A 22441-nucleotide genomic window follows, 5' to 3' on the forward strand; every position below is an offset into this window, starting at 1 on the left:
GGGTGCGTGGCGGGGACGCTCTAATCCCCCGGCTGCCGCAGTAGCTCCACCATCCGCCGCACGCGCGCCACGTCGGTGCGCTGATAGTCGCCGCCGAGATCGGTGATATGAGGATGCGGCCCAGGCACCTGCGCCGCGACCGCCCCGCGTGCGGAGGCGTGGAATTCGCAGGCGCCGGTCCGGGTCCGCAAGGCAGCGATGTTGTGTTCGGACACGCCGGCACCCGGCATGATGCCGATGCGGCCGGCCGCCTGCTGCACCAGCGCGGCGATGACGTCCCCCCCCTCCACGGCGCTGGGACGCGCACCGGAAGTCAGCACACGCTCGCAGCCCAGCAAGATCGCATCCTCCAGCGCACGCGCCGGGTCCGCACTGACATCGATCGCGCGATGAAAGGTCACGCCCAGCGTGCCCGCCGCGGCGATCAACACGCGCATCGTGGCCAGATCGACCTGGCCATCACGATCCAGCGCCCCCAGCACCACGCCGTCGCAGCCGATGCGCACGCATTGCTCCACATCGCGGCGCATCACTTCCACCTCGTCGGCGTTGAACACAAAATCGCCCACGCGCGGACGGATCAGCACATACAACGGAATCTGCAGGCGCTCGCGCACCACCGCCAACGTGCCGAATGAGGGCGTCAGCCCACCGCCGTCCAGGCCGCCGCAGAGTTCCACGCGCATCGCGCCGCCTTGTTGCGCTGCCACTGCCGAACCGATGGAATCGGCAGCCACCTCCAGGCCGGCCGCGCTCATGCCGCGGGCTCCTGGGTGTAGTGGCTTTCACCGGGCACCAGCAGATCCTGCCGCTGCGCATCGCACACCGCGTAGCTGAAGCCTTTCTGGATGGCGAATGCTCCCACCTCGCCACGCTTGTTCATCGCCAGAAAGCCGACCTGCAAGGTGCGCGTCAGCTCCGGCTTGCGGCGGATCAACCGCATCACCACCTCGCGGCATGCGTCGGCCGGTGACCTGCCTTGCCGCATCATTTCCACCACCGCAAAACTGCCGACATTGCGGATCACTTCCTCGCCCACGCCGGTGGAGGTCGCACCACCCACCTCGTTGTCCACGTACAAACCCGCACCAATGATCGGGCTGTCGCCGACCCGGCCGTGCATCTTCCACGCCATGCCGCTGGTGGTGCAGGCACCGGACAGGTTGCCGTGCGTATCCAGCGCCAGCATGCCGATGGTGTCGTGGTTGTCCTTGCCGCCGGGCAACTTGGCATCGCGCCAGGCGCGGTTTTCGACATTGGCTTCCGGCGAATACTTGGACGTCTTCAGCCATTCCTTCCAGGCGGCTTCCGAGCTTGGGGTGAGCAGCCTGGTTTTCGGGAAGCCCTGCTCCAGCGCGAACTGACGCGCACCATCGCCCACCAGCATCACGTGCGGCGTTTTCTCCATCACCGCGCGCGCCACCGAAATGGCGTGCACCACATCTTCCAGCGATGCCACCGCGCCGCAATTGCCCAGGTGATCCATGATGCAGGCGTCCAGCGTCACCCGCCCGTCGCGGTCCGGATAGCCGCCCAGGCCGACGGTGGGATTGGTCGGGTCCGCTTCTGGCACCCGCACACCGGCTTCCACCGCATCCAGCGCCATGCCGCTGCTGCCGAGAATCTTCCAGGCCTCCTGATTGGCGGCAACGCCAAAGTCCCAGGTGGAAATCACCCGCGCCGCACCACGCGGCAGCGCTGACGGCCGCACACCCGGCGTCGCGCCCACTGCGGCCTGCGCGCGTGCGCCCCAGCCGGCCAGCCCGGAAGCGATCGCGCCCAGCGTGGCGCTCTTGAGGAAGTGACGACGTTGGATCATCCGGGCAACTCCATGATGGAAACGAACGGCCGCGCAGTGCGGCACCAGCCTTCCATCATGCGGCAGCGTGGCGTGCGGATAAACCGTATTGCGGCGCTGTCGTGTGCGGATCCGCGCACAACTGTTGCGTGACTGGGCCGAGCCTGCCTGGGCCGCCGCGTGTTCGATGCGTGGATCGAACACGCGGCCGGCAACGGAGGGGGCCGTGCGCAGCGATGCCGAATCGCGCCTGGCCGCGCAGATGAGGCAGCCGACGCTGTCCTCTTCGCCGCACCCTCATCCGGCGCTGCGCGCCACCTTCTCCCGGTGGGAGAAGGGAGTGAGGCCGGTCATGACACGGTTACCGGCAACGGTCCAGCTGCCCTGCCGCAGCGCATGCAGGGCCGGCGAAAAAATCTTTCGTCCGGTTAACCCCATTCGCTGCGCTGGCCCGTTTCACTGACAGAGGCGCAGTGCACGGCGACCTCGGGCTGCCCGGTAGTTCACTCATCCCACTTCGTCACGCAAAGGATTTCCCATGCCACGTCATAGCCTGATCGCGCTCGCCTTGTTGCTGAGCGCCTGCTCGCACGAACCCACTGCAGCGATCGACGAGCCGTCACGCGCCGAATCCTTGCCACAGCCCGCGCAACCGCAGCAACTCGACCAGATCGACTCGCTCCCGGAGGTCAGGCCGCAAGCGCAGCTCGCAGCACCCGCCCCTGCACATGTCCTGGAAACGCCATCAGCCCCCAGCCCGCCGCAGCCGCCCGTCCTTGCGATGCCAGCGATGCCTGCGCCGCTCAGCAGCAGCCTGTCACGTCAGGCACCCGCCGCCACGTTGATGGCGCATCGCCCGGTACTGGATAACCGCATGCCGATGCCACCGGTGATCCCGGCACCTGCCGAAGACCGTGAGCGCTACCAGCACATCGACGACAACGCCATCGTGCAGGCCGCCCAACAGCCCATTTCCACCTTCAGCATCGACGTGGATACCGGCAGCTACAGCAATGTGCGGCGCTTCCTCAGCGCTGGCAGCCTGCCGCCGGTGGATGCGGTGCGCGTGGAAGAACTGATCAACTACTTCCGCTACGACGACCCGGCGCCTACCGATGGCCAACCGTTCGCCGTGCGCACCGAACTGGCGACCACATCGTGGAATAAAGACAGCCTGTTGCTGCGCGTCGGCATCGCCGGCCGCGACATCGCCACCGCGAATCTGCCGCCGGCCAACCTGGTCTTTCTGGTCGACGTCTCCGGCTCGATGGACGCGCCGGACAAGCTGCCGCTGCTGCAGGCCTCGCTCAAACTGCTGGTGCGTCAGTTGCGTGCCAAAGATCGCATCACCCTGGTGACCTACGCCGGCAACACCGCGGTGGTGCTGCCGCCCACGCCGGGCGACCAGCAAGCCCGGATCGTCGAAGCCATCGACGCCCTGCAATCGGGCGGCGGCACCGCAGGCGCCAGCGGCATCGAACTCGCTTACAAAGCTGCGCAGCAAAGTTTTCTGCGTGGCGGCATCAACCGCATCCTGCTCGCCACCGATGGCGACTTCAACGTGGGCGTCACCGATTTCGATCAGCTCAAGGGCATGGTCGCCGAAAAGCGCCGCTCCGGCGTCGCCCTGTCCACGCTCGGCTTCGGTACCGGCAACTACAACGACACGCTGATGGAGCAGCTGGCCGATGCCGGCGACGGTGCCTATGCCTACATCGACACACCGCTGGAAGCGCGCAAGATGCTCACTCACGAGCTGGGCGCCACGCTGGCCACCATCGCCCGCGACGTCAAGATCCAGGTGGAATTCAACCCTGCAACCGTCAAGGAATACCGCCTGATCGGCTATGAAAACCGTGCGCTGCGCGATGAGGATTTCAATAACGACCAGGTCGATGCAGGCGACATCGGCGCCGGCCATACCGTCACCGCCTTGTACGAAATCACCCCCACCAACGGCAACGCATCGGTGGACCCGTTGCGCTATGCAAGCGCCGCGGCACGTCCGCAGGCGCGCGCCCTCAATGGCGAGCTGGCGCACGTCAAACTGCGCTACAAACTGCCCGATGCGCAGCGCAGCCGGCTGCTGGACACGGTGGTCCGCCGCGATCAACGCCGGGCACTGAGCGCCACCAGCGATGACTTCCGGTTTTCTGCAGCGGTGGCCGGGTTCGGGCAGCGTCTGCGTGGTGGCAAGCAACTGCGTGGCTGGGATTACCCGCAGGTACGCGCACTGGCCGCCAGCAGTCTGGGCGAGGACCGCTTCGGCTATCGCGCCGACTTCCTGCAGATGGTGCAGCAGGCCAACGCGCTGAGCACCCGGCCAGTCGCCACCACCGACTGATGCGCGCGGCGCTTGCCTATACTGCGCGCATGCAACCGGCCGATCTTGCGCATCTTCCCGACGAGGAGCTCATGCTCCTCGTCGCCAATGGCTTTGTCGAACAACCGGCAACCGAGTTGTTCACGCGCCACAACCGCGCCCTGTTCAACTTTCTGGCCTGGTTGTGCGAAGGCAATCTGAGCGAGGCCGAAGACCTTGCGCAGAGAACCTGGGTCAAGCTGATGACCCGTTGCAGCGATTACCGCCCCGGCGCATCCGCATTCACCAGTTTCCTATTCCAGATCGCGCGCAATGCCTGGATCGATACGCGCCGTCGCGCCGACACCACCACCTCGGTGCCGCTGGAGGACAGCCACCTTCAACTGCCCGACGAGGACCTGTCCACCGAACAGATGGCGATGCTCGGCCAGCAGCAACAGCGCGTGCGCACCGCGGTGATGGCGCTGCCCGACGCGCAACGCGAGGTGATCGTGCTGCGCTTCTTCGCCGGCCTGTCCGTCGAAGACATCGCGCAGGTGGTCGGCGAAGGCTTCGAAACCGTCAAGAGCCGGCTGCGCTATGCGTTTGCCAAGCTGCGCCTGAGCCTGGACGCTGCGCAATGAAGCCGGTCGTCGAACGTTTCATCGCGGGCGAAGACGGCATGGCCACGCTGCTGCGTGCCCTGCCCGCCCATGCACCGCCGGCCAGCATGCAGGCATGGTTTGCGCAAGCCGCCAGGCATGCCGACCGTGCACGCAGCGCCGCTGGATCTGGATCAGCGCAAGATCCCGGCACCCTGCAGTTCGAACCGCCCGCATCGATGAACGCCGTCTTCGCTGCCGCAGCCGCGCAGGCCGAGCAGGCGCAGGCTGCACAGCGTGCAGCCATTCACGCACGCATGAGCGACGGCGAAGACGCAGCGCAGGCACTGGGCGCCCCGTTGCACGACACCACGCGTGCGTGGCTGCAGCAGCACACGCCGTCGCCACCCACGGCCGCGGTGCCTGTGGCGCCGGTGTTGCAGGGCCGCGTTGGTGACCAGACACCGGCCGGCGACGACACTGCGCCAGCCGGTGTACAGCAGGCGGCGAATCGCGCGTCGTCCGATAGCGCGCCCCGCACGGCTTCGCTGGCTCCGCCGCAGGCCGCGGCGACGCCGTCGTTCACCTCGCCAGCGGCGGCGCCCGGTGGCACCGCGCCGCCCCAAACTGCGCTGCACGGCCATGCCCCGGGTCGCGCGCGCCGCCAGCGCTGGATGCCGGCAGTGGCACTGGCCGCCTCGGTCACGCTGGTGGTCGGTGTCGGCCTGCGCTGGCAGGCAACTGCGCCGCAGCAGCCCCCGGCCGACGCGTACGAGCCAGCGCCGGCTTCAGCACAAGTCGAAGCCGACACCGGAGCAACGGCGACGGCGGCCGACGGCAAGCAGCCTGCGACGGGCCAGCGCCTGCCCGCGCCACCAGACCAGGGGGAGGCGGTTGAGCGCATGCCCCAACCTGCGCCCTCGCCGCCTGCCTCCCCGATGCCTGCACCGCCGCCGATGCCTGCACCCGCAGCGGTTGCGGAATCCCCCCCGATGCCTGCACCCGCTTCGCGCGCGGCGCCCATCGGCATCGCGCGCGAAGCGCCTGCCGCGCCTGCTGCCGCGCCCGCGCCGATTGCACCGCCACCTGAAGCTGCGTTGGCGCCGCCAGCGCTGCCGGCACCGCCAGCGCCGATCGCCAGCACCACGGTCGAGCAGAGGCAGTCTTCAACTACCGACGGTGTTGCGCCTGCGTCGATGACCGATGGCACGCTGGCGTCGCCGCGTACTGCGTTGCCCCAGGCAGCCCCGATGCCGATTCGCACGCGGAGCAATGCGGCAGCGGCCATCGATGTGCAACGCTCCCAGGCACTGGACCCCAATACCCCAGTGTCCTCCGCGCAGCACGGCGCGACCACACCGCAGGCACTGCAGGACGCGCGGCGCTTGTCGCTGCCGGCGCCGCACGAGCGCATGCCGGTGCCGAAGGAGGCTGCGGCGCAGCCGGGCGCTCCGGAAGATGCAAAAGCATCCGCTGCTGCCAAGCCGGCGGCGCCAGCGGGCACCTCCACGACAGCCGCTACTGAGAGCGGCGTCTCCACGCCGGGCACATCGATACAGCTGGTGGCACTATCGGCGCCGCCGGATGCGTGGATCGACCAGTATCTGCATACCCACCCTGGTGCACCCGCGCGGCTGCGCATCTGGGCAGGCGAACCGGAGGCCACTGCCTTCAGGCAGTGGCTCGATCGACTGCGCGCGGCGGCTCGACAACACGACTGGTCCACGCCGGTGGACGTCATCCGTGAACCACGCCTGCCGCCAGACCGGGTCCGCATCGAAGTGATCAGCACGGCGCAACCATAAGCGCGCCTGATCCGGCCGGCCGCAGGTACGGGCGGATGCGCGCTGCTCGAATGTGGCGCAGTTAAGCGCGATGCGTCTACCGATGCGTGGAGCGCTGCCGTATCCAGTTCTTGCGACGCAGTGACCCCGAGTTGGTAGATGTCGCGCGCAGCATCGCTGCAACCAGGCTGTCTATGTTCGACCATACCGAGATGCGGGACCCGCAGGATGCAGCGCCCGAATCACGATGCAGCGTACCGTCTGGACTGCCGTCGACGCACCTCCGCCGGACCTGCGCGCAACCTTGCGCGGGCACGCTGCGCCACCTCGTCATCAAAGCCAAGCAGTTGCCCAAGCGCACGCGGCACACGCGAAACGCAAATCAGCACTTCCTCTACGATTCTTGTGGAGCTGCGCCATCGGCGCGATCTACCGGTCGCACGATGCGCACCGCGCATCAGCCCTCGCCACCCTCCGCATCCTCGCGCAACAGGCTGGTCAGCACATGGTCGCGCCAGACGCCGTTCAACTGCAGGTAACGACGCGCGCGGCCTTCGATCTGGAAGCCCAGCCGCGCCAGTACCTGGGCGCTACGCACATTGTCCGGCACGTATTGCGCCATGACCCGGTGCAGCCCCAGCGGGCCGAACACGAAAGCGATGCCCTGCGTTGCCGCCCACTGCATCACACCGCGCCCCTGCCAGCCGGCATCCAGCCCGTAACCGAGATGGCAGGCCTGAAATGCGCCCCGCTGGATCTGGGTGAACCCCACCGTGCCGATCACTTCCTGCCCGGCCTGCAGGACAAGTTGCAACTCGCGCTCGCCGGGCACCGACATGCGGTACGCACTGCATATCCGGCGCCACCCGTCGGCGGTGTAGAACGCAGGCGGCCGCAACGGCATCGCCTCGACCAGGTGCGCCCGGTTGCGTGCGTGATACCCGGCCACGGTGAGCGGATCCACACCGGACAGGTCGGAGAGCACCACGCCATCGTCGCGGCACACCGGCCGAAAAGCGGGCAGGCTCATGGCCGTCCCCTGCAGTGTTGACTGTCTGCTCCACGACGCCCGGCATCCACCAACCAGCCCGCCGTAGATGCGGCCACGACACGGCCATTGCGCCGGCTACCCGGGCACACGCCTGCGCGCCGGCATGCACCCGCCGTAACGATCCGGATTTCAAACGGGGTGGCTGGCAACGCCTGGTCGGCACCGGCCAGCGCGGCACGAGGGCGGTGCGTCAGACGCGCCGTGCAGATGAGCCGTGCCCGCTGCGGGCCGCGTTTGCGCAGGCTTGGCAGCTGCGGTGCGGAGCTGTTGCCTGCCACCCTGAAGCGGCCGACACAACCCATCCAGCCGTCGCCAGCCACCTGCGCACGCCGCACAGGACCGCCGTGTACGCGTGGTCCATGCCCACTCCACGCGCCGGCCGCGCCCGCATGGCGGCGAGCGCCGTGGTCTTGTTGGACGCTCTTAGGCGGCAGCAGCCGATCCAAGCGCCTGCGCCACCTGCCACTCGATGGCATCCAGGTTCGGCAGCAACGCGCTTTGCTCGCCAAGCAGCACGCGCATGTGCACGCCGTCCGGCAGCGCCTCTTCCGAGGCGTCGGCCAGCAGGCCGTCGCGCGGCACCGAGATCAGCTGCGGAAACGAAGCCGTCAGCAAGGCGAAATACGGCAGCGCAGGATTGCCGCCCAGCGCCTTCAGCACGATCACCTTGTTGTTGACCGCAGTGGGTTCATCGCCCAGGCCGCTGAAGCGCGCGAACGACAGCAGCGGCACCTTCCAGCCGTACCAATCGATACGCCCGACCACCCAGCGCGGCATGTCCGGCAGCGCTTCGACCGCCACGCGCGACATCACCTCGGCCACCGTGGCGTTGGGCAGCAGCACGCGTTCGGTGCCGGCCTGAATCAGGACGCCGCGGATTTCGTCATTGTTGGCGTAGCTCATTGCAGGTTTCCGATCTGAAAGGGAGCGCCCGGCTTACGCCGGCCAACGCTGTGCCAACGCCTGCGCCAACTGCGCGGGATCGCCGGTCAGAATGCCTTGCCGGGCCAGGCGCGCGGCAGCGGCCGGGTCGTAGCAGCCATCGGCGGACTGACCCGCCAGCCAGCCGCCCTGCCCGGCCAATGCCAACGATGCGTCCACCAGCGCCTCGTTGGCGCCGCTGAGCAGCAGCACCGCACTGTCGCCGGGCGGCAGCGCGGCAATCAGCCCGGCAGCATCGCTGTGCGCCACGAAGGCCAGCGCGCCGGCGTGCTGCTGCACACCGACGTCGTCGGACAGCACATAGACCTTGCCCGGGGCGACCACCTGGCCCGGTTCGCCCAGCTCCACCGGCAGCGCCGACACGCGCCCCATCTGGCGCACCAGGTTGCCGTACTGGCCACCATCGAGGGTCATGCGCACCAGCACCGCGCGTGGAAACTGCGGCGGCAACGCGGCCAGCAGGCGACGGATCGCATCCGGTCCGCCGATCCCGGCCATCACCAGCACCGCGCCGGTCACCTCGCCGCTGTGTTCCAGGTCCACCAGCGACAATCCGCCGGTCGACAAGGCTGCAACGTCCAGCTCGGCGCGCGGGCGCACCACCACGGTGACGTCGTCCACCAGGCCCCAGGTACTGGAATCGCCCAGCGTCAGGCCGGGCGTGTCGGCGGCGGCCGGGGTCCCGGCCTGCGCGGCCGTGCGCGCAAACAACGCATCGCCCGGCATGTTCTCGAATGCGTGCGCGGCAGCTTCCAGATGCTGATCCAGCTGCAGGTCCGAATGCTGGCGTGGTTCCAGCGCCAGGCCCGGCTCGGGCTGCAGCGAGGGTTCGCTTTCGGTGCCCGGCGGCAGCACGTCGGCGTGGCCGTGCAGCTTGGCAGCCAGATGGCGCACCCAGCGCTGCGCTTCCCAGCCCTCGCGCCGCACGGTGAGCTCGGCTTCGTCGAAGATCACCGTCACGCCGGGCATGTTGAAGGCCGGCTCCAGCGCTTCAAGCGCATCTTCGATGGACGGCTCCAGTGCAACCAGCACCGCCACCGGCTCGGCGTCGCGCAGCATCTGCACGTCGACTGCAGACGGTTCGTCTTCCAGCACCACCTGCGCACCGGCCAGGCCGAGCGCTTCGCGCAGGCGCTCGCGCGCCTGACCGGGCCGGCCCAGCAGGGCAACCGGAGTTCCCATTGCGCCATTAGTCTCGGACACGGGCGATCCCCAGCAGGTCATACACGTTTCGCATCAGATCCAACTCTTGGTAAGGCTTGCCCAGGTAACGCTGCACGCCGATCTCGAAGGCGCGCTGGCGGTGCTTCTCGCCACTGCGCGAGGTGATCATCACGATCGGCACCGCCTTGAAGCGCGGATCGGCGCGCATCGCGGTCGCCAGCTCGTAGCCGTCCATGCGCGGCATTTCGATATCCAGCAGCATCAGGTCGGGCACGCGCTCTTCGAGCAATTCCAGTGCCTCGACACCGTCGCGGGCGGTGGTGACGTCCAGGTTGTGGCGTTCCAGCACGCGGCTGGTGACCTTGCGCATGGTCAGCGAGTCGTCGACCACCATCACCAACGGCACCTGCCGCTGCGCTTCGGCGGGGCTTTCCAGCGCCGGACGCGCCGGCTGGCTGAGGTAGCGACGCACCAGCGGTGCCACGTCCAGGATCACCACCACGCGGCCATCGCCGGTGATGGTGGCGCCGTAGATGCCCGGCACCGACGCAATCTGCAGGCCCACCGGCTTGACCACGATTTCGCGGTTGCCCAGCACCTGGTCGATCGCCACCGCCGCGCGCAGATCGCCCGCACGCACCAGCAGCAACGGCACCTGCGCCTGCCCATCGGCACGCGCGGCGGCCTGGCCGACCAGCGAGCCGAGATCGTGCAGCACGTACTCCTCGCCAGCGTAGTGATAACCGCCCTCGCCCGACTCGTAGCGGGTGCGCGAGATACGGCCGATACCGCTGACCGACGCCACCGGCACCGCAAAGGTGGTCTCGCCGATGCGCACGAACACCGCCTGGGTGACCGCCAGCGTCTGCGGCAGGCGCAAGGTGAAGGTGACGCCCTGGCCACGCACCGAGTGGATATCCACCGAGCCGCCCAGCTGACGCACTTCGTTGCGCACCACATCCATGCCCACGCCACGGCCCGCCAGCTGGCTGACCTGCTCGGAGGTGCTGAAGCCGGAGGCAAAGATCAATGCATCCAGTTCGACATCGCTGAGCTCCTGCCCGGGTTCGATCAGGCCGCGCTGCTCGCCGCGGCGACGGATCGCCTCGCGGTCCAGCCCGGCGCCGTCGTCGGCCACTTCCAGCACGATTTCCGAGCCTTCGCGGCGCAGGCGGATCGCGATGCTGCCTTCTTCCGGCTTGCCCGCGTCGCGACGTTGTTCCGGGCTTTCCAGCCCATGCGCGACCGAGTTGCGCAGCATGTGTTCCAACGGCGCGACCATGCGATCGAGCACGTTGCGATCGAGTTCGCCCTGGGTGCCTTCCAGCACCAGATGCACCTGCTTGCCGGTGTCGCTGGCCGCCTGGCGCACCACACGGCGCAGACGCGGCACCAGGCCATCGAAGGGCACCATGCGCGCACGCATCAGGCCGTCCTGCAGCTCGGAGCTGACGCGCGACTGCTGTTGCAGCAGGCCGTCGTACTGACGCGAGAGATCTTCCAGCACGCCCTGCAAACCGCCCAGGTCGGCTGCCGACTCGTTCAGCGCACGGCTGAGCTGCTGCAGGGTGGAGAAGCGATCCAGTTCCAGCGGATCGAAGGTACGATCGCCCTGATCCTGCTCGCGCTGGTAACGCGCCACGATCTGCGCTTCGGTTTCCAGGTCCAGACGACGCAGCTGGTCGCGCAGACGGGCGTTGGTGCGATCCAGTTCGCCCATGGCACCACGGAACGCCCCCATCTGCTGTTCCAGACGCGAGCGGTAGATCGCCACTTCGCCGGCGTGGTTGACCAGGCGATCGAGCAGGTCGGCGCGCACGCGCACCTGTTCCTGCTGGGTACGCGGCATCAGCTCTTCTTCGGCCTGGCCTTCGACCGGGATCGGAGCCGACAACGGTGCCGGCTCCACCGACGCCTTGGCGATCGCGCGGACATCGGCGTCGCTGGGCGGGGCCGCATCACGGCCACGGGTACGGGTTTCGAAGGCTTCCACCAGGTCGGTCGGCATCGCCACCGCGCGGTGCATGCCGGTACGGGTCAGCAGCTGATGCAGACGGTCGAAGCCACGCTCGAACAGGCGCACGTCATCGCGGTCGATGTCGGTGCGGTTGGCCGCCACCGCTTCCAGCAGCGATTCGATCGCATGGCCCAGGTCGCCGATGGCATTGATGCCGGCCATGCGCGCGCCGCCCTTGAGCGTGTGCAGATCGCGCTGCAGTCCGTTGAGGACGTCGCGGTCTTCGGGCACTTCGCGCATGCGGGCGATCAGACCATCGCAATGGTCCAGCAGATCGCGGCCTTCTTCGACAAAGATGTCGACCAATTCGCCATCGAGCTGATCGAAGTTGAGCGGGCCGATATCGAACGCAGCGCCCACGTCGTTGGCTGCGGTCTCCACGCGTGCGGCATCTTCCACCGGTGCGCTGAAGGCGGCGGCGGTGTCTTCCGGCACGACGGCGCTGTGGTCGGTTGGCTCGTGCGCGCTGGCGGCTGCGTGCTGGTCTGCAGCGTCGTCGGCGCCGGCATGCTGATCGGCGTCGGTGTGGACGCCGGCATCCGTGTGATCGGCATGTGCTGCATGCCCGGTCGCGGCAACCACGTCCCCGGCGACATCCGCGTCGGCATGTGCTGCAGCGTCGGCGCTGACAGCCCATGCGTCGTGCAGGTCCGGCGCGGTGTCCGATTGCGGATCGCCTGTCTCTTCGACCTGGTCGGCCGCATGCGCCATTTCGAACGCCTGCACCGATTCGATGGTGTGATCAGGCAGGGCGTCGGCGTCGGCGTCGGCCTGCGCAGTCTGTGCGTACTCGGCGTGCGCAAGCTCCGCGTCGGCCTGCTCGGCCTCGATGTGCCGTGCTTCGGACTGCTCGGCGTCGGTGTGCTGGTGCGCGGCAGTCTGCTCGCCTTCGGCCGCATGTTCGTGCGAAGACGTGTCCGGCTGCGACTGCTCGCCGGCATCGACGTGCTGCTCCGCCTGCACCTGCGCGCCTGCGGACTGCTGCGCGTCCGAAGACGCGTCCTGGTCCGCATCCGCGTGCTGAGTCGACGCGTGTTCTGCCGCCGCTGCATGCTCGTCAGACTGCGCGAGGTCCGCAGAATGCGGCGGTTCGCCCGCAAGCGTTTCACCAGCATGTGGCAGTGCTGCGTCGCTGTGCTGCAAGGCCTCGTCCGCCGGCTGTTCGCCAGACAATTCCTGCGTGTCGGCCTGTGCGTGCACGTCCTGGTCGGACGGCACGCTGTCCAGCGCCGCGGTTTCCGGCGTCCAGTCTTCTGCGGTGGTTGCCTGCGGCTGTGCGTCCAACGCAACGTCGGCGTGCACGGCTTCCAATGCTTCGATGGTCTCGACCGCATCGTCCGGGCGTGCTGCTACGTGCTCGTCGTGCGTCTGCGCGTGCGCGGCCTGCGCATCCGTTGACTGCTCGGCATCGGCATCTGCCGTGGCCAGCGTCTGCGCCCGTCCCAACGCAGCTTCTGCGTCGGCCAGCTCGTCTACCGCAACGCTGTCTGCCCGCGCGCTGATCGCATCAGTGTCGTGCTCGCTGGACACGCCATTAACTGCCTCGTTCGGCGCCTCTGCAGCGTGCTCGCCCGGTGCTTGATCGTGCGGCGCGGTCTGCGCATGTTGCAGCTCGGTCGCATCCCAGGCGTCGGCCTCGACCAGCGGCTCGTCGGCCGGCGTGTCGTGTGCGTCGGCACCCTGCGCTACGGCCTGGTCTGGCTGCTCGTGCTGCGCGGCATCGCCATGCAGCGCATCGGCAAGCTGCCCGGAATCGGCAACCGGTAGCAGCGCATCATCGCTCGCTGCGTGGGCAGCGTCGGCAGTCGCGTCGACGTGTTCGTGTTCGTGTTCGTGTTCGTGTGGCGCAGCGTGCCCGGCATCGTCGACGGCGTGCGGTGCAGGCGCGTCCAATGCAAGGGCCGAATCGTGCTCGGCTTCAGCCTCGGCCAGTTCGTCCACTGCGATCGGCGCATCGGCCGACTGCGGCTGCGCGTCTTCGGCATCGGGCGTCGGTGCGGCGGTCTCGGGCAGCAGCGCGCTGGAATCCAGGTACTGCGACAGATCTTCCACGCCGGTCAGTTCGACCGGCGCAGCGTGCCCGGCAGCCGCATCGCTGGTCGCGTCGAGGTCGTCGAGCTCTTCCAGGAACGCCTGCGGCGGCCACTGCGCTTCCGGCAACGTCTCGACCAGGGCGCGCAGGCGTTCGGTCAACGGCGCAAACGACGGGATCAACGGCGCGTCGGCGCGCAGTGCAGTGACCGTGGTGGCGATGGCTGCGGCGGTGGCTGCGATCGCGTCGATGCCTTCGGACGACGGTGTGGCCGATGCAGCAAGCAGGCGCTTGACGTAGCTTTCGGCCGGCGTGGTCACCAGGGTGATTTCCGGCACATCGGTCATCGCAAACGCGCCACTCATGGTGTGCACGGCGCGCAGCAATTCTTCGGTCGCCAGTTGCGGCGCGACGCGGGTGGCCTGCAGCCAGGCATTGACCGTGTCCAGATGCGTGGCCACCTCGGCTTCGAGGATCTCGCGCAGCACACTGTCCACCGAGGCCGGCGTGCCACCGCTGGCCGCAACCGCACTGGTCTGTGCAGAGATCGCGGCGATCTCGGGCACGGCCGGCGTGGCCGGTGCGGGCACGTAATAGACCTCTTCGCCGGCTGCAACGCGCTCGGCAATGGCCTGGATTTCAGGCAGATCCGCGCTGATGCGGCCCTGGTCGCGCAGCGCGGCATTGAACTGCGGCAGCACCTCGTAGGCCAGTTCCACCATCGCCACGACCGCCGGGCTGGCCGGGCGCGAATTGTCGAGCACGCGGTTGAGCATGCTCTCGATCTTCCAGCTGAACTCGCCGAGCACGCTGGCACCGACCAGTCGCCCACTGCCCTTCAGCGTATGGAAAACGCGACGGATCGGACGCAGGTTGTCCAGGCTGTTCGGGGCGGCGCGCCAGATGGGCAGCAACTGCCCGAGGTTGACCAGTTCCTCGTCGAACTCTTCAAGGAAGACATCACGGATGTCGTCATCGATATCGCTGTCGCCGAAGCCACCGAAAATGCCGGCATCGGCCGCCACCGGAGCCGGCTCGCCGACCGCGACCTCCGCAGCCTGGTCTTTGCGCACGGGCGCATCCTGCGGCCGCTCCACATCGAATTGCGCAGCAGCGGCGTCGAGCTGGGCCAGGAACGCGGCCGAGGCATCGTCCAGCTCGAACTCGCTGACCGTGGCCTGCTGCACCCGCGCGGGCGTCTGCCCGGCGCTCGCTTCGGCCGGTGCTTCGTCTGCCTCAGGGGTGGACTCGACGAACGGGTCGTCGTGTTCCGGCGGTGCAACCGGCGGGCTCGGCGGCGGTGAGAACGCATCGTCGATGCTGACCTGCGCGCGACGCGCCTGGTTGTCGGCAATGAAGTCCAGCGGCGCGTCGGCCTGGTCGGCATCGCCCGGCAGATCGATGTGCGTGATCTGCAGCGGTGCCTCGTCGGCCGGCACGGAGACAGCGGCCTGCTCCTGTTCCAGCGCACTCAGGTCCACGGTGTAGCTGACCTGCGCGGCCTCGCTCGCGACGTGGCTGTCCTGCTCGGCCGAGACCGGGTCGAAGGCGGAGCTTGCAATCGGCGCAGTCTGCCCGGTGGTCTCCAGGTGCCAGTCGCCCGGCGCCTGCGCACCGTCGTCGTCGGACAATTCCAGCGGTGCGACCGTAAACGGCACGTGCCCTTGACCGGAGCGAGTTTCTTCCGCAGCGACAGGGTCGAACGAGAACACCGTATCGGTGGCCGCTGCGCCGGTGTTGTGCACGACACTGGCGGCAAACGGCGTCTCGACCACGGTTTCATTGGCCCATTCCAGCGATGCGGCGGGCACCGCATCGTTGGCCGCCGCAGCCGGCGTGCCGGCGTGCGCAGCAGGCAATGCTGCCAGCGGCTGCAATGCGGCAACGCTGCCGGGCTGGTCGGTGCCGACCGGCAATTCGGACGGCTGCCCGGACGGCAGCGGCCAATACCGCAGCGTTTCCAGGCTGTTGCGGGTGATGTCCAGAATCTCCTCGCGGCCGGGACGGCGCTCGCGCAGGGCTTCCAGGTAGTACTCCAGGCTGGCCATCGCATCGGCCAGGGTGTCCAGCTGACGGCCGCTGGGCACGCGCTGCTTGCCGATCAACTCCAGATCGACATAGCGCCGCACGCCTTCCAGGTAATCGGCGGCCTGCGGCAATTCGAGGATGCGCAGTGCGCCACCGACTTCGCCCAGCAGATGCGGCACATCGGCCAGGCGCGCGTGGTCCCAATTGGTTTCGATAAAGGCGACGAAATGTTCGCGCGCCGCACCGAAGTTGGCGATCGCTTCCTGCGCCAGCACGTCCACGGTGCGGCGCACTTCCGAGGAGGTGGCACTGTTGCTGGCTTCGTTGCCATCGCCGAGATCGGCGCCAAGGCTGGCGACCTGATCGTCCAGCGACGCATCCACGTACAGCAGCGCGCCGGCGATATCCAGCAGCACGCCTTCGTCCATCTGCACCTGGCCGTCGACCACGCGCGCCAACGCGTCGCGCTGCTGCACGACGACATTGCGCGCAACGCCCAGGCCCATCATGCCCAGCGTGTCGGCAACGCTGCCCAGATCCTTGACCTGGGTCTGCAGCTCGGCGATGTCGCCACCAGTGCGCAGATGCAGGTCCAGCGCGTCCTTGACGCGCAGCAGTTCTTCCTTGACCGCGCTGCCGACGGTGTCGAGCAGCTCGCGGTTACGCCCGGAAAGGCTGCCGCGGGCGTGATCCAGCTCGGCTTCGGTGGCAACACCGGCCTGCGGGTCGAACGCGAACAACACGCTTTCACTCAGACCGGGCTGGCCACGGGTCGCGCGGATTTCATTGAGCAGCGGCAGCAGCACGATCGGAATGTCGCGGTGGCCGTTCTGCAGGCGCTCCAGATAATCGGGCAGCAGCACGGTGCCGCGCATCAGCATGGCGCAGGCTTCGTCGCGGTCGGCGACCTCGCCGACCTGCACGGCCTGGGCCAGCAGTTCCAGCTCTTCGGCCACCATGGCCGGCGCATACAGCTCCACCATGCGCAGCGTGCCCTGCACCTGGTGCAGATAGCCCGCGCAGAAGCGCATCCGACTGGTATCGGACGGTTCTTCGGCGAAGTATTCGATCTCGTTGCGCGCCTGGCGCAAGGTCTCGTCCAGCTCCGGCTTGACCCAGCCCAGTGCGGCGTGGCTCATCGCATCGCGAAGCGCGCTCATTGCAGCCCCCTGACAACGGCCGGCTCACCGCTGCTGCGGTCACCGGTCACTTCCTGCATCGACGTAATGCGACTACGCGCCATCTGCTGATCCTTTCCCGTTCCGCGTCGTGGTCACGCCGGCAGCTTGAAGTCGGCGACCGAACGGCGCAGATCGGCAGCAAGCTCGGCCAGGTTGCCGATCGACTCGGCCGTCTGCTCCGCACCCTGCGATGTCTGGCTGGTGATCTGTCGGATCACGCCCATGGTCTGAGTGATGTCCGTCGCCGCGGCCGACTGCTGGTGCGCCGCGATGGAGATGTTCTTAATCAGGTTGTTCAAGGCGTTGGACACGCGCTCGATTTCGGTCAGCGCCGTGCCGGCGTCTTCGGCCAGGCGCGCACCGGACACCACTTCGGAGGTGGTCTGCTCCATCGAGCTGACCGCTTCGTTGGTATCGGCCTGAATGGTCTGCACCAGGCCTTCGATGCGTCGGGTCGCACTCGAGGTGCGCTCTGCCAGGCGTTGCACTTCGTCGGCCACCACCGCGAAACCGCGACCGGCCTCGCCTGCGGAGGCGGCCTGCACCGCGGCGTTGAGCGCCAGGATGTTGGTCTGCTCGGAAATGTCGTTGATCAGTTCCACGATCGAGCCGATCTCCTGCGAGGATTCGCCCAGGCGCTTGATGCGCTTGGAGGTTTCCTGGATCTGGTCACGGATCTGGTCCATGCCCTGGATCGTCTCGCGCACCACGCCGGCACCCTCGGCAGCGATGACCACCGAGCGCTGCGCCACTTCGGCCGATTCGGTGGAGTTGCGCGAGACCTGTTCGATGCTGGCAGCGATTTCGCTGATGCGCTCGGAGGCGGTGGTGATCTGGTTGGCCTGCTGGCCGGCCGCTTCGGCCAGCTGCATCGCGGTGGCCTGGGTTTCCTGGGTCGACACGGCCACCTTGGCGGAGGTGTCGTTGATGGTGGTCACCAGGTGGCGCAGTTCGTCCACGGCGTAGTTGATGGCGTCTGCAATCGCGCCGGTCATGTCCTCGGTCACCGAGGCCTTGACGGTCAGGTCACCCTCACCGAGCGAGCTGATTTCGTCCAGCAACCGCATGATCGCCTGCTGGTTGCGGCTGTTGAATTCCACCTGCGCCTGGTAGCGCACGTCCTGCTCGCGGGTGCGCACCCGCACCGAGCTCCATACGAAGCCGATGATGGCCAGCAAGGCGACCAGGCCGGACACCACGCCCAGCCAGAAATTCGGGAACAGGCGGGTGTCGCGCACCGAACCGAACGCCGAAAACGCATCGAACAGCTTCTTGCTGTCGTCGAGCATCTTGTTGGAGCCGGCGGTCAGTGCGGCCGCCGACGACTGCGCGGCAAACAGGTTGCGCGAGCTGGCGAGGATGGCGTCGATGTCCTTCTTCATCGTCGCCCACTGCGCCTGCGACTGCTCCAGCGCCGCCAGCGCGGCCGGATTGCGCACCGCAGCGATGCCGAGTTCTTCGTTGCCTGCGCGCAGGCCGTCCAGCATCTGCGTGAACACCACCGAGTCACGCGCCAGCGCGTCGCCCGAGGCGGCCGCATTGGCGCCACCGGCGCGCATTTCGGTCACCCGGCGCGCCATGGTGCCGGCGACCACGACCTGCTGCAGCGTGTTGTAGATCTGCGCGGCGGGCGCGCCGCTGACGGTCATCGCGCGCACCACTTCGTTCAACTGCGCCTGCAGCTGCGGCACGCTGCCGGAGAAGCGTTCGGCGTTGCCGGCCAGGCCGAGCACCGCTGGTTCGCTGGCGATGACCTGATCGGCGTTCTTGCTCAGCGGCACCCAGGTCGCCTTGAGCTGCGCCATCGCGCTGGCCACCGAACCTTCCTGGCCGTAGCGGCCATCGAGTTCGCTCACCGTGCTGTCGATGCGGCCCTTGGTCTCCTTGAACGCGGCGAATGCCTTGGCGTCGCCGGACACCGCTTCGCGGCCCTGGTTGGCCAGCTGCTGCGAGAGCACCTGCAGGTCGGCCGCGCCGGTGCCGGCACCGGCCAGGCGGCTGCCCTGCCAGGTGGCGACGCCGGTGTTGGCGCCAAACACGATCATCGACAACACCAGCAAGCCAAGCCAGAAGCTGGTGCTGACGCTGCCGAGCTTGTTGGTCTTGCGGGCGTCCGGGGCGGTACTCATGGTTCGACCTCGATCTGTATGACGTGGCGGGGTCGCGGCTTAGGCCGCGGCCTGCCGGAATTCAGGAGTGCGCGACAGCAATGCCAGGGAGAACACACCCCAGTCCTGCGTCTCGTTGCGGAAGGCACGCTCGATGAAGTGGGCGTAGCGGCCCTGGGCCAGCTCGCCGGGCTCGACTGCCTGCGCCTGTTCGAAACTGCGCTGGCCGTAGAGCTCATCGATGGTCAGCGCGACGTCGCCGCCGCTCTGACGCATGATCAGCACGCGCTGGCCTTCCTGCAGCACCGTGCGACGGCCCTCCAGGAACTGCTTTAAATCGATCACCGGAAACAGATTGCCGCGCAGGTTGCCCACGCCCAGCAGCCAGGGCTGTGCGCCCGGCACCGGGGTGACCGGCGGCATCGGCACGATTTCCGCTACCTCGCGGAAGTCCGAGACCAGGCGCCGGGTACCGACGCGATAGCCGACACCACGCCAGATATCGGCCGAGAACTGACGTTCCGGCAGCGGCGTGGCGTGCGCAAGACTACGACGCTCGTAGTCTTCGAGAATATCGAATGGAGAACGCATCAACGCACCAGTTGTTTGATGCGCGCGATCAGATCGTCTTCGCGCGGCGGCTTGACGATGTAGTCGCTGGCACCTTGTCGCAGCCCCCAGGCCTTGTCGGTTTCCATGCCCTTGGTGCTGACCAGCAGCACCGGGATGTCCTTGGTGGCCTGGTCGCGTGCCAACGCACGCGTTGCCTGGAAGCCGCTCATGCCGGGCAGCACCACATCCATCAGCACCAGATCGGGCGCCTGGCTGCGAACCAGCTCAAGTCCCGCTTCGGCGTTGTCGGTGGCGACGACCGTATGGCCAGCTTTTTCCAGCCATTGACTGAAGACTGCCCGATCGGTGGGCGAGTCCTCGATCAATATAATTCGAGCCATGTTGCCTTTCCCCCTGGTCAGGCGTGGACGTACGTGCGGATCGCGCTCAGTAGTTCTTCACGGGTGAACGGCTTGGTCAGATATTGCTCGGAACCGACGATGCGGCCGCGTGCCTTGTCGAACAGGCCATCCTTGGACGACAACATGATGACCGGCGTCGACTTGAAGAGCTGGTTGCCCTTGATCAACGCGCACGTCTGGTACCCATCCAGGCGCGGCATCATGATGTCGACAAAAATGATCTGAGGTTGCTGGTCCGCAATTTTGGCCAGTGCCTCGAAACCATCCGTTGCTGTCACTACTTCACACCCTTCCCGCTTCAGCAGCGTTTCGGCGGTGCGGCGAATGGTTTTCGAATCATCGATCACCATCACCTTCAGTCCTGCGAGTTCCCCACCCGCAGCAATGTTTTCACTCATGCAAATATCCCCGGGCGCGCGACGCTTCATCCCTTCCGACGTCGCTACGAAACTGCATGTATATCCCAAGACCCGCATCGACTGTCAAGGGCGCATTGCCGGGGCCCCGCCAGGCGGACGTTCCGACCACGTCTGGGCGCGTCCAAACCGACGAGTCGCGCATCTGCGACCGCCCAGGCACGCCATCGCCCACCGCTTGAAGTTACCATCGGCAGCCTGTTCGAAAGGTTTAGCCCCATGTCGCTCGACGTCGTTGTGGTGATGGATCCCATCGCCTCCATCAAGATCGTAAAAGACACCACCTTCGCCATGCTGCTGGAAGCCCAGCGTCGTGGGCATCGCCTGCATTACGTGCGCCCCGGCGGACTCAGCCTGCGCGAAGGCCGCGCGGTGGCGCAGGTTGCGCCGCTGAGCGTGCGCGAGGACACGACCAGCTGGTTCACCCTGGGCGAGTTCGCCGAGCTGGCATTCGGCCCCGGCCAGGTAGTGCTGATGCGCAAGGACCCGCCGGTGGATGCGGAGTTCGTCTACGACACCCAGGTGCTGAGCGTGGCGCAGCGCGCCGGCGCGCAGATCGTCAACGACCCGCAGGGCCTGCGCGACTACAACGAGAAGCTGGCCGCGCTGCTGTTTCCGCAGTGCTGCCCGCCGACCCTGGTCAGCCGCGACGCGGCCGCGCTCAAGGCCTTCGTGCTGGAGCACGGCCAGGCAGTGCTCAAGCCGCTGGACGGCATGGGCGGGCGCTCGATCTTCCGCAGCGGCACCGGCGATCCCAACCTCAACGTGATCCTGGAAACGCTGACCGACGGCAACCGCAAGCTGACCCTGGCGCAGCGCTTCATCCCCGACATCACTGCCGGCGACAAGCGCATCCTGCTGGTGGACGGCGTGCCGGTGGACTATTGCCTGGCACGGATTCCGCAGGGCGACGAGTTCCGCGGCAACCTGGCCGCCGGCGGACGCGGCGAAGGCCGCCCGCTGTCCGAGCGCGACCGCTGGATCGCCGCGCAGGTCGGCCCGGAAATGCGCCGCCGCGGCATGCGCTTCGTCGGCCTGGACGTGATCGGCGATTACCTCACCGAGGTCAACGTCACCAGCCCCACCTGCGTGCGCGAGCTGGATGCGCAGTTCGGCCTGAACATCGCCGGGCTGCTGTTCGACGCCATCGAGGCCGGCGCCGCGCAATGAGCACGGCGGCGGCCCTGCCTGCTTCCATGGACGAACGCCGGCGGCTGACCACCACGCTGGTGATCTCGTTGCTGCTGCACGGCGCGCTGATCCTGGGCGTGGGCTTTGCGGTCAGCGAGGACGCGCCGCTGGTACCGACCCTGGATGTGATCTTCAGCCAGACCAGCACGCCGCTGACGCCCAAGCAGGCCGACTTCCTGGCCCAGGCCAACCAGCAGGGCGGCGGCGACCACGCCACCGCGCAGCGCCCACGCGACAGCCAGCCAGGCGTGGTGCCGCAGGACCGCACTGGCCTGGCCCCTCAGGCGCAACGCGCCACCAGCGTGAACGCGCCGGAGCCGACCCAGACCCGGGTGGTGAGCAGCCGCCGCGGCGAACAGACGGTGCCGAACCCGCAACCGAATCCGCAGACCGACCCGCTCACCCCGGCCGATGCGCAACGCGTGCAGCGCGATGCAGAAATGGCCCGGCTGGCTGCCGAAGTGCATCTACGCTCCGAGCAGTACGCCAAGCGCCCGAACCGCAAGTTCGTCTCTGCCAGTACCCGCGAATACGCCTACGCCAACTATCTGCGCGCCTGGGTGGACCGTGCCGAGCGCGTGGGCAACCTGAACTACCCCGACGAGGCGCGGCGCCGCCGGCTGGGCGGCAAGGTGGTGATCAGCGTGGGCGTGCGCCGCGACGGCAGCGTGGAAAGCAGCCGCGTGCTGATCTCCAGCGGCGTGCCGGCGCTGGACGATGCCGCCTTGCGCGTGGTGCAGCTGGCACAGCCGTTCCCGCCGCTTCCCACGACCAAGGACGACGTGGACATCCTGGAAGTCACCCGCACCTGGCTGTTCCTGCCCGGTGGCGAGCTACACGACGACCGTTGA

Annotated in this window: 14 protein-coding genes and 2 pseudogenes; 5 read left to right on the forward strand and 11 right to left on the reverse strand. The window is 67.8% G+C overall.

Annotation, left to right across the window (positions count from 1 at the left end):
- Positions 1-20 precede the first annotated feature (20 nt).
- Positions 21-758, reverse strand: coding sequence for a copper homeostasis protein CutC (locus ACCQ10_RS15260; protein ID WP_372361157.1), 738 nt, complete (start codon positions 756-758; stop codon positions 21-23).
- Positions 755-1819: a glycosylasparaginase gene (locus ACCQ10_RS15265; protein WP_372361158.1), complete on the reverse strand. Its 1065-nt coding sequence runs from the start codon at positions 1817-1819 to the stop codon at positions 755-757. Before ACCQ10_RS15265 ends, ACCQ10_RS15260 begins: the two co-directional genes overlap by 4 nt.
- 823 nt (positions 1820-2642) lie before the next feature.
- Between ACCQ10_RS15265 and ACCQ10_RS15270 the strand changes: the two genes are divergently transcribed.
- The 3 genes from ACCQ10_RS15270 to ACCQ10_RS15280 are packed head-to-tail and all read left to right on the forward strand — an operon-like array spanning position 2643 to position 6507.
- Entirely contained in the window at positions 2643-4142 is a 1500-nt protein-coding gene (locus tag ACCQ10_RS15270) for a vWA domain-containing protein (RefSeq protein ID WP_372363138.1), read from the forward strand.
- Positions 4143-4171: 29 nt separating this feature from the next.
- Positions 4172-4744 carry a sigma-70 family RNA polymerase sigma factor gene (locus tag ACCQ10_RS15275; protein ID WP_372363139.1) on the forward strand — a complete coding sequence of 191 codons (573 nt, stop codon included), beginning with the start codon at positions 4172-4174 and terminating at the stop codon, positions 4742-4744.
- A complete protein-coding gene (locus ACCQ10_RS15280) occupies positions 4741-6507 on the forward strand; it encodes a hypothetical protein (RefSeq protein WP_372361159.1) in 1767 nt (588 codons plus the stop codon). Before ACCQ10_RS15275 ends, ACCQ10_RS15280 begins: the two co-directional genes overlap by 4 nt.
- A gap of 436 nt (positions 6508-6943) precedes the next feature.
- On the opposite strand, the gene ACCQ10_RS15285 is transcribed toward ACCQ10_RS15280, so the two are convergent.
- The 9 genes and pseudogenes from ACCQ10_RS15285 to pilG all read right to left on the reverse strand — a co-directional run bounded on the left by ACCQ10_RS15285 (position 6944) and on the right by pilG (position 20381).
- Entirely contained in the window at positions 6944-7516 is a 573-nt protein-coding gene (locus ACCQ10_RS15285; protein ID WP_372361160.1) for a GNAT family N-acetyltransferase, read from the reverse strand.
- 444 nt (positions 7517-7960) lie between these two features.
- Positions 7961-8440: a chemotaxis protein CheW gene (locus ACCQ10_RS15290; protein ID WP_184556662.1), complete on the reverse strand. Its 480-nt coding sequence runs from the start codon at positions 8438-8440 to the stop codon at positions 7961-7963.
- Positions 8441-8473: 33 nt separating this feature from the next.
- Positions 8474-9661, reverse strand: a complete 1188-nt coding sequence (locus tag ACCQ10_RS15295; protein WP_372363140.1) for a chemotaxis protein CheB — start codon at positions 9659-9661, stop codon at positions 8474-8476.
- A 7-nt stretch (positions 9662-9668) separates the two neighbouring features.
- Positions 9669-12515, reverse strand: a pseudogene (locus ACCQ10_RS15300) (hybrid sensor histidine kinase/response regulator); the annotation flags it as partial.
- Between the two features lie 65 nt (positions 12516-12580).
- A pseudogene (locus tag ACCQ10_RS15305) lies at positions 12581-16880 on the reverse strand (Hpt domain-containing protein); the annotation flags it as partial.
- A gap of 113 nt (positions 16881-16993) precedes the next feature.
- The gene (locus tag ACCQ10_RS15310; RefSeq protein ID WP_372361161.1) at positions 16994-19030 is read right to left on the reverse strand and encodes a methyl-accepting chemotaxis protein; all 2037 of its coding nucleotides are present in this window, start codon (positions 19028-19030) and stop codon (positions 16994-16996) included.
- Between the two features lie 39 nt (positions 19031-19069).
- The gene (locus ACCQ10_RS15315) at positions 19070-19600 is read right to left on the reverse strand and encodes a chemotaxis protein CheW (protein ID WP_039413900.1); all 531 of its coding nucleotides are present in this window, start codon (positions 19598-19600) and stop codon (positions 19070-19072) included.
- A complete protein-coding gene (locus ACCQ10_RS15320) occupies positions 19600-19962 on the reverse strand; it encodes a response regulator (protein ID WP_039413898.1) in 363 nt (120 codons plus the stop codon). Before ACCQ10_RS15320 ends, ACCQ10_RS15315 begins: the two co-directional genes overlap by 1 nt.
- Before the next feature lie 17 nt (positions 19963-19979).
- On the reverse strand, positions 19980-20381 hold the full coding sequence (pilG, locus tag ACCQ10_RS15325) for a twitching motility response regulator PilG (protein WP_005913706.1): 402 nt from the start codon (positions 20379-20381) through the stop codon (positions 19980-19982).
- Positions 20382-20618: 237 nt separating this feature from the next.
- On the opposite strand from pilG, the gene gshB reads away from it, so the two are divergent.
- Positions 20619-21569: a glutathione synthase gene (gene gshB, locus ACCQ10_RS15330; RefSeq protein WP_039413878.1), complete on the forward strand. Its 951-nt coding sequence runs from the start codon at positions 20619-20621 to the stop codon at positions 21567-21569.
- A complete protein-coding gene (locus tag ACCQ10_RS15335; protein WP_166749097.1) occupies positions 21566-22441 on the forward strand; it encodes an energy transducer TonB in 876 nt (291 codons plus the stop codon). Before gshB ends, ACCQ10_RS15335 begins: the two co-directional genes overlap by 4 nt.

Source organism: Xanthomonas sp. NCPPB 1325, from assembly GCF_041477645.2.
GTDB classification, from domain to species: Bacteria; Pseudomonadota; Gammaproteobacteria; order Xanthomonadales; family Xanthomonadaceae; genus Xanthomonas; species Xanthomonas cannabis.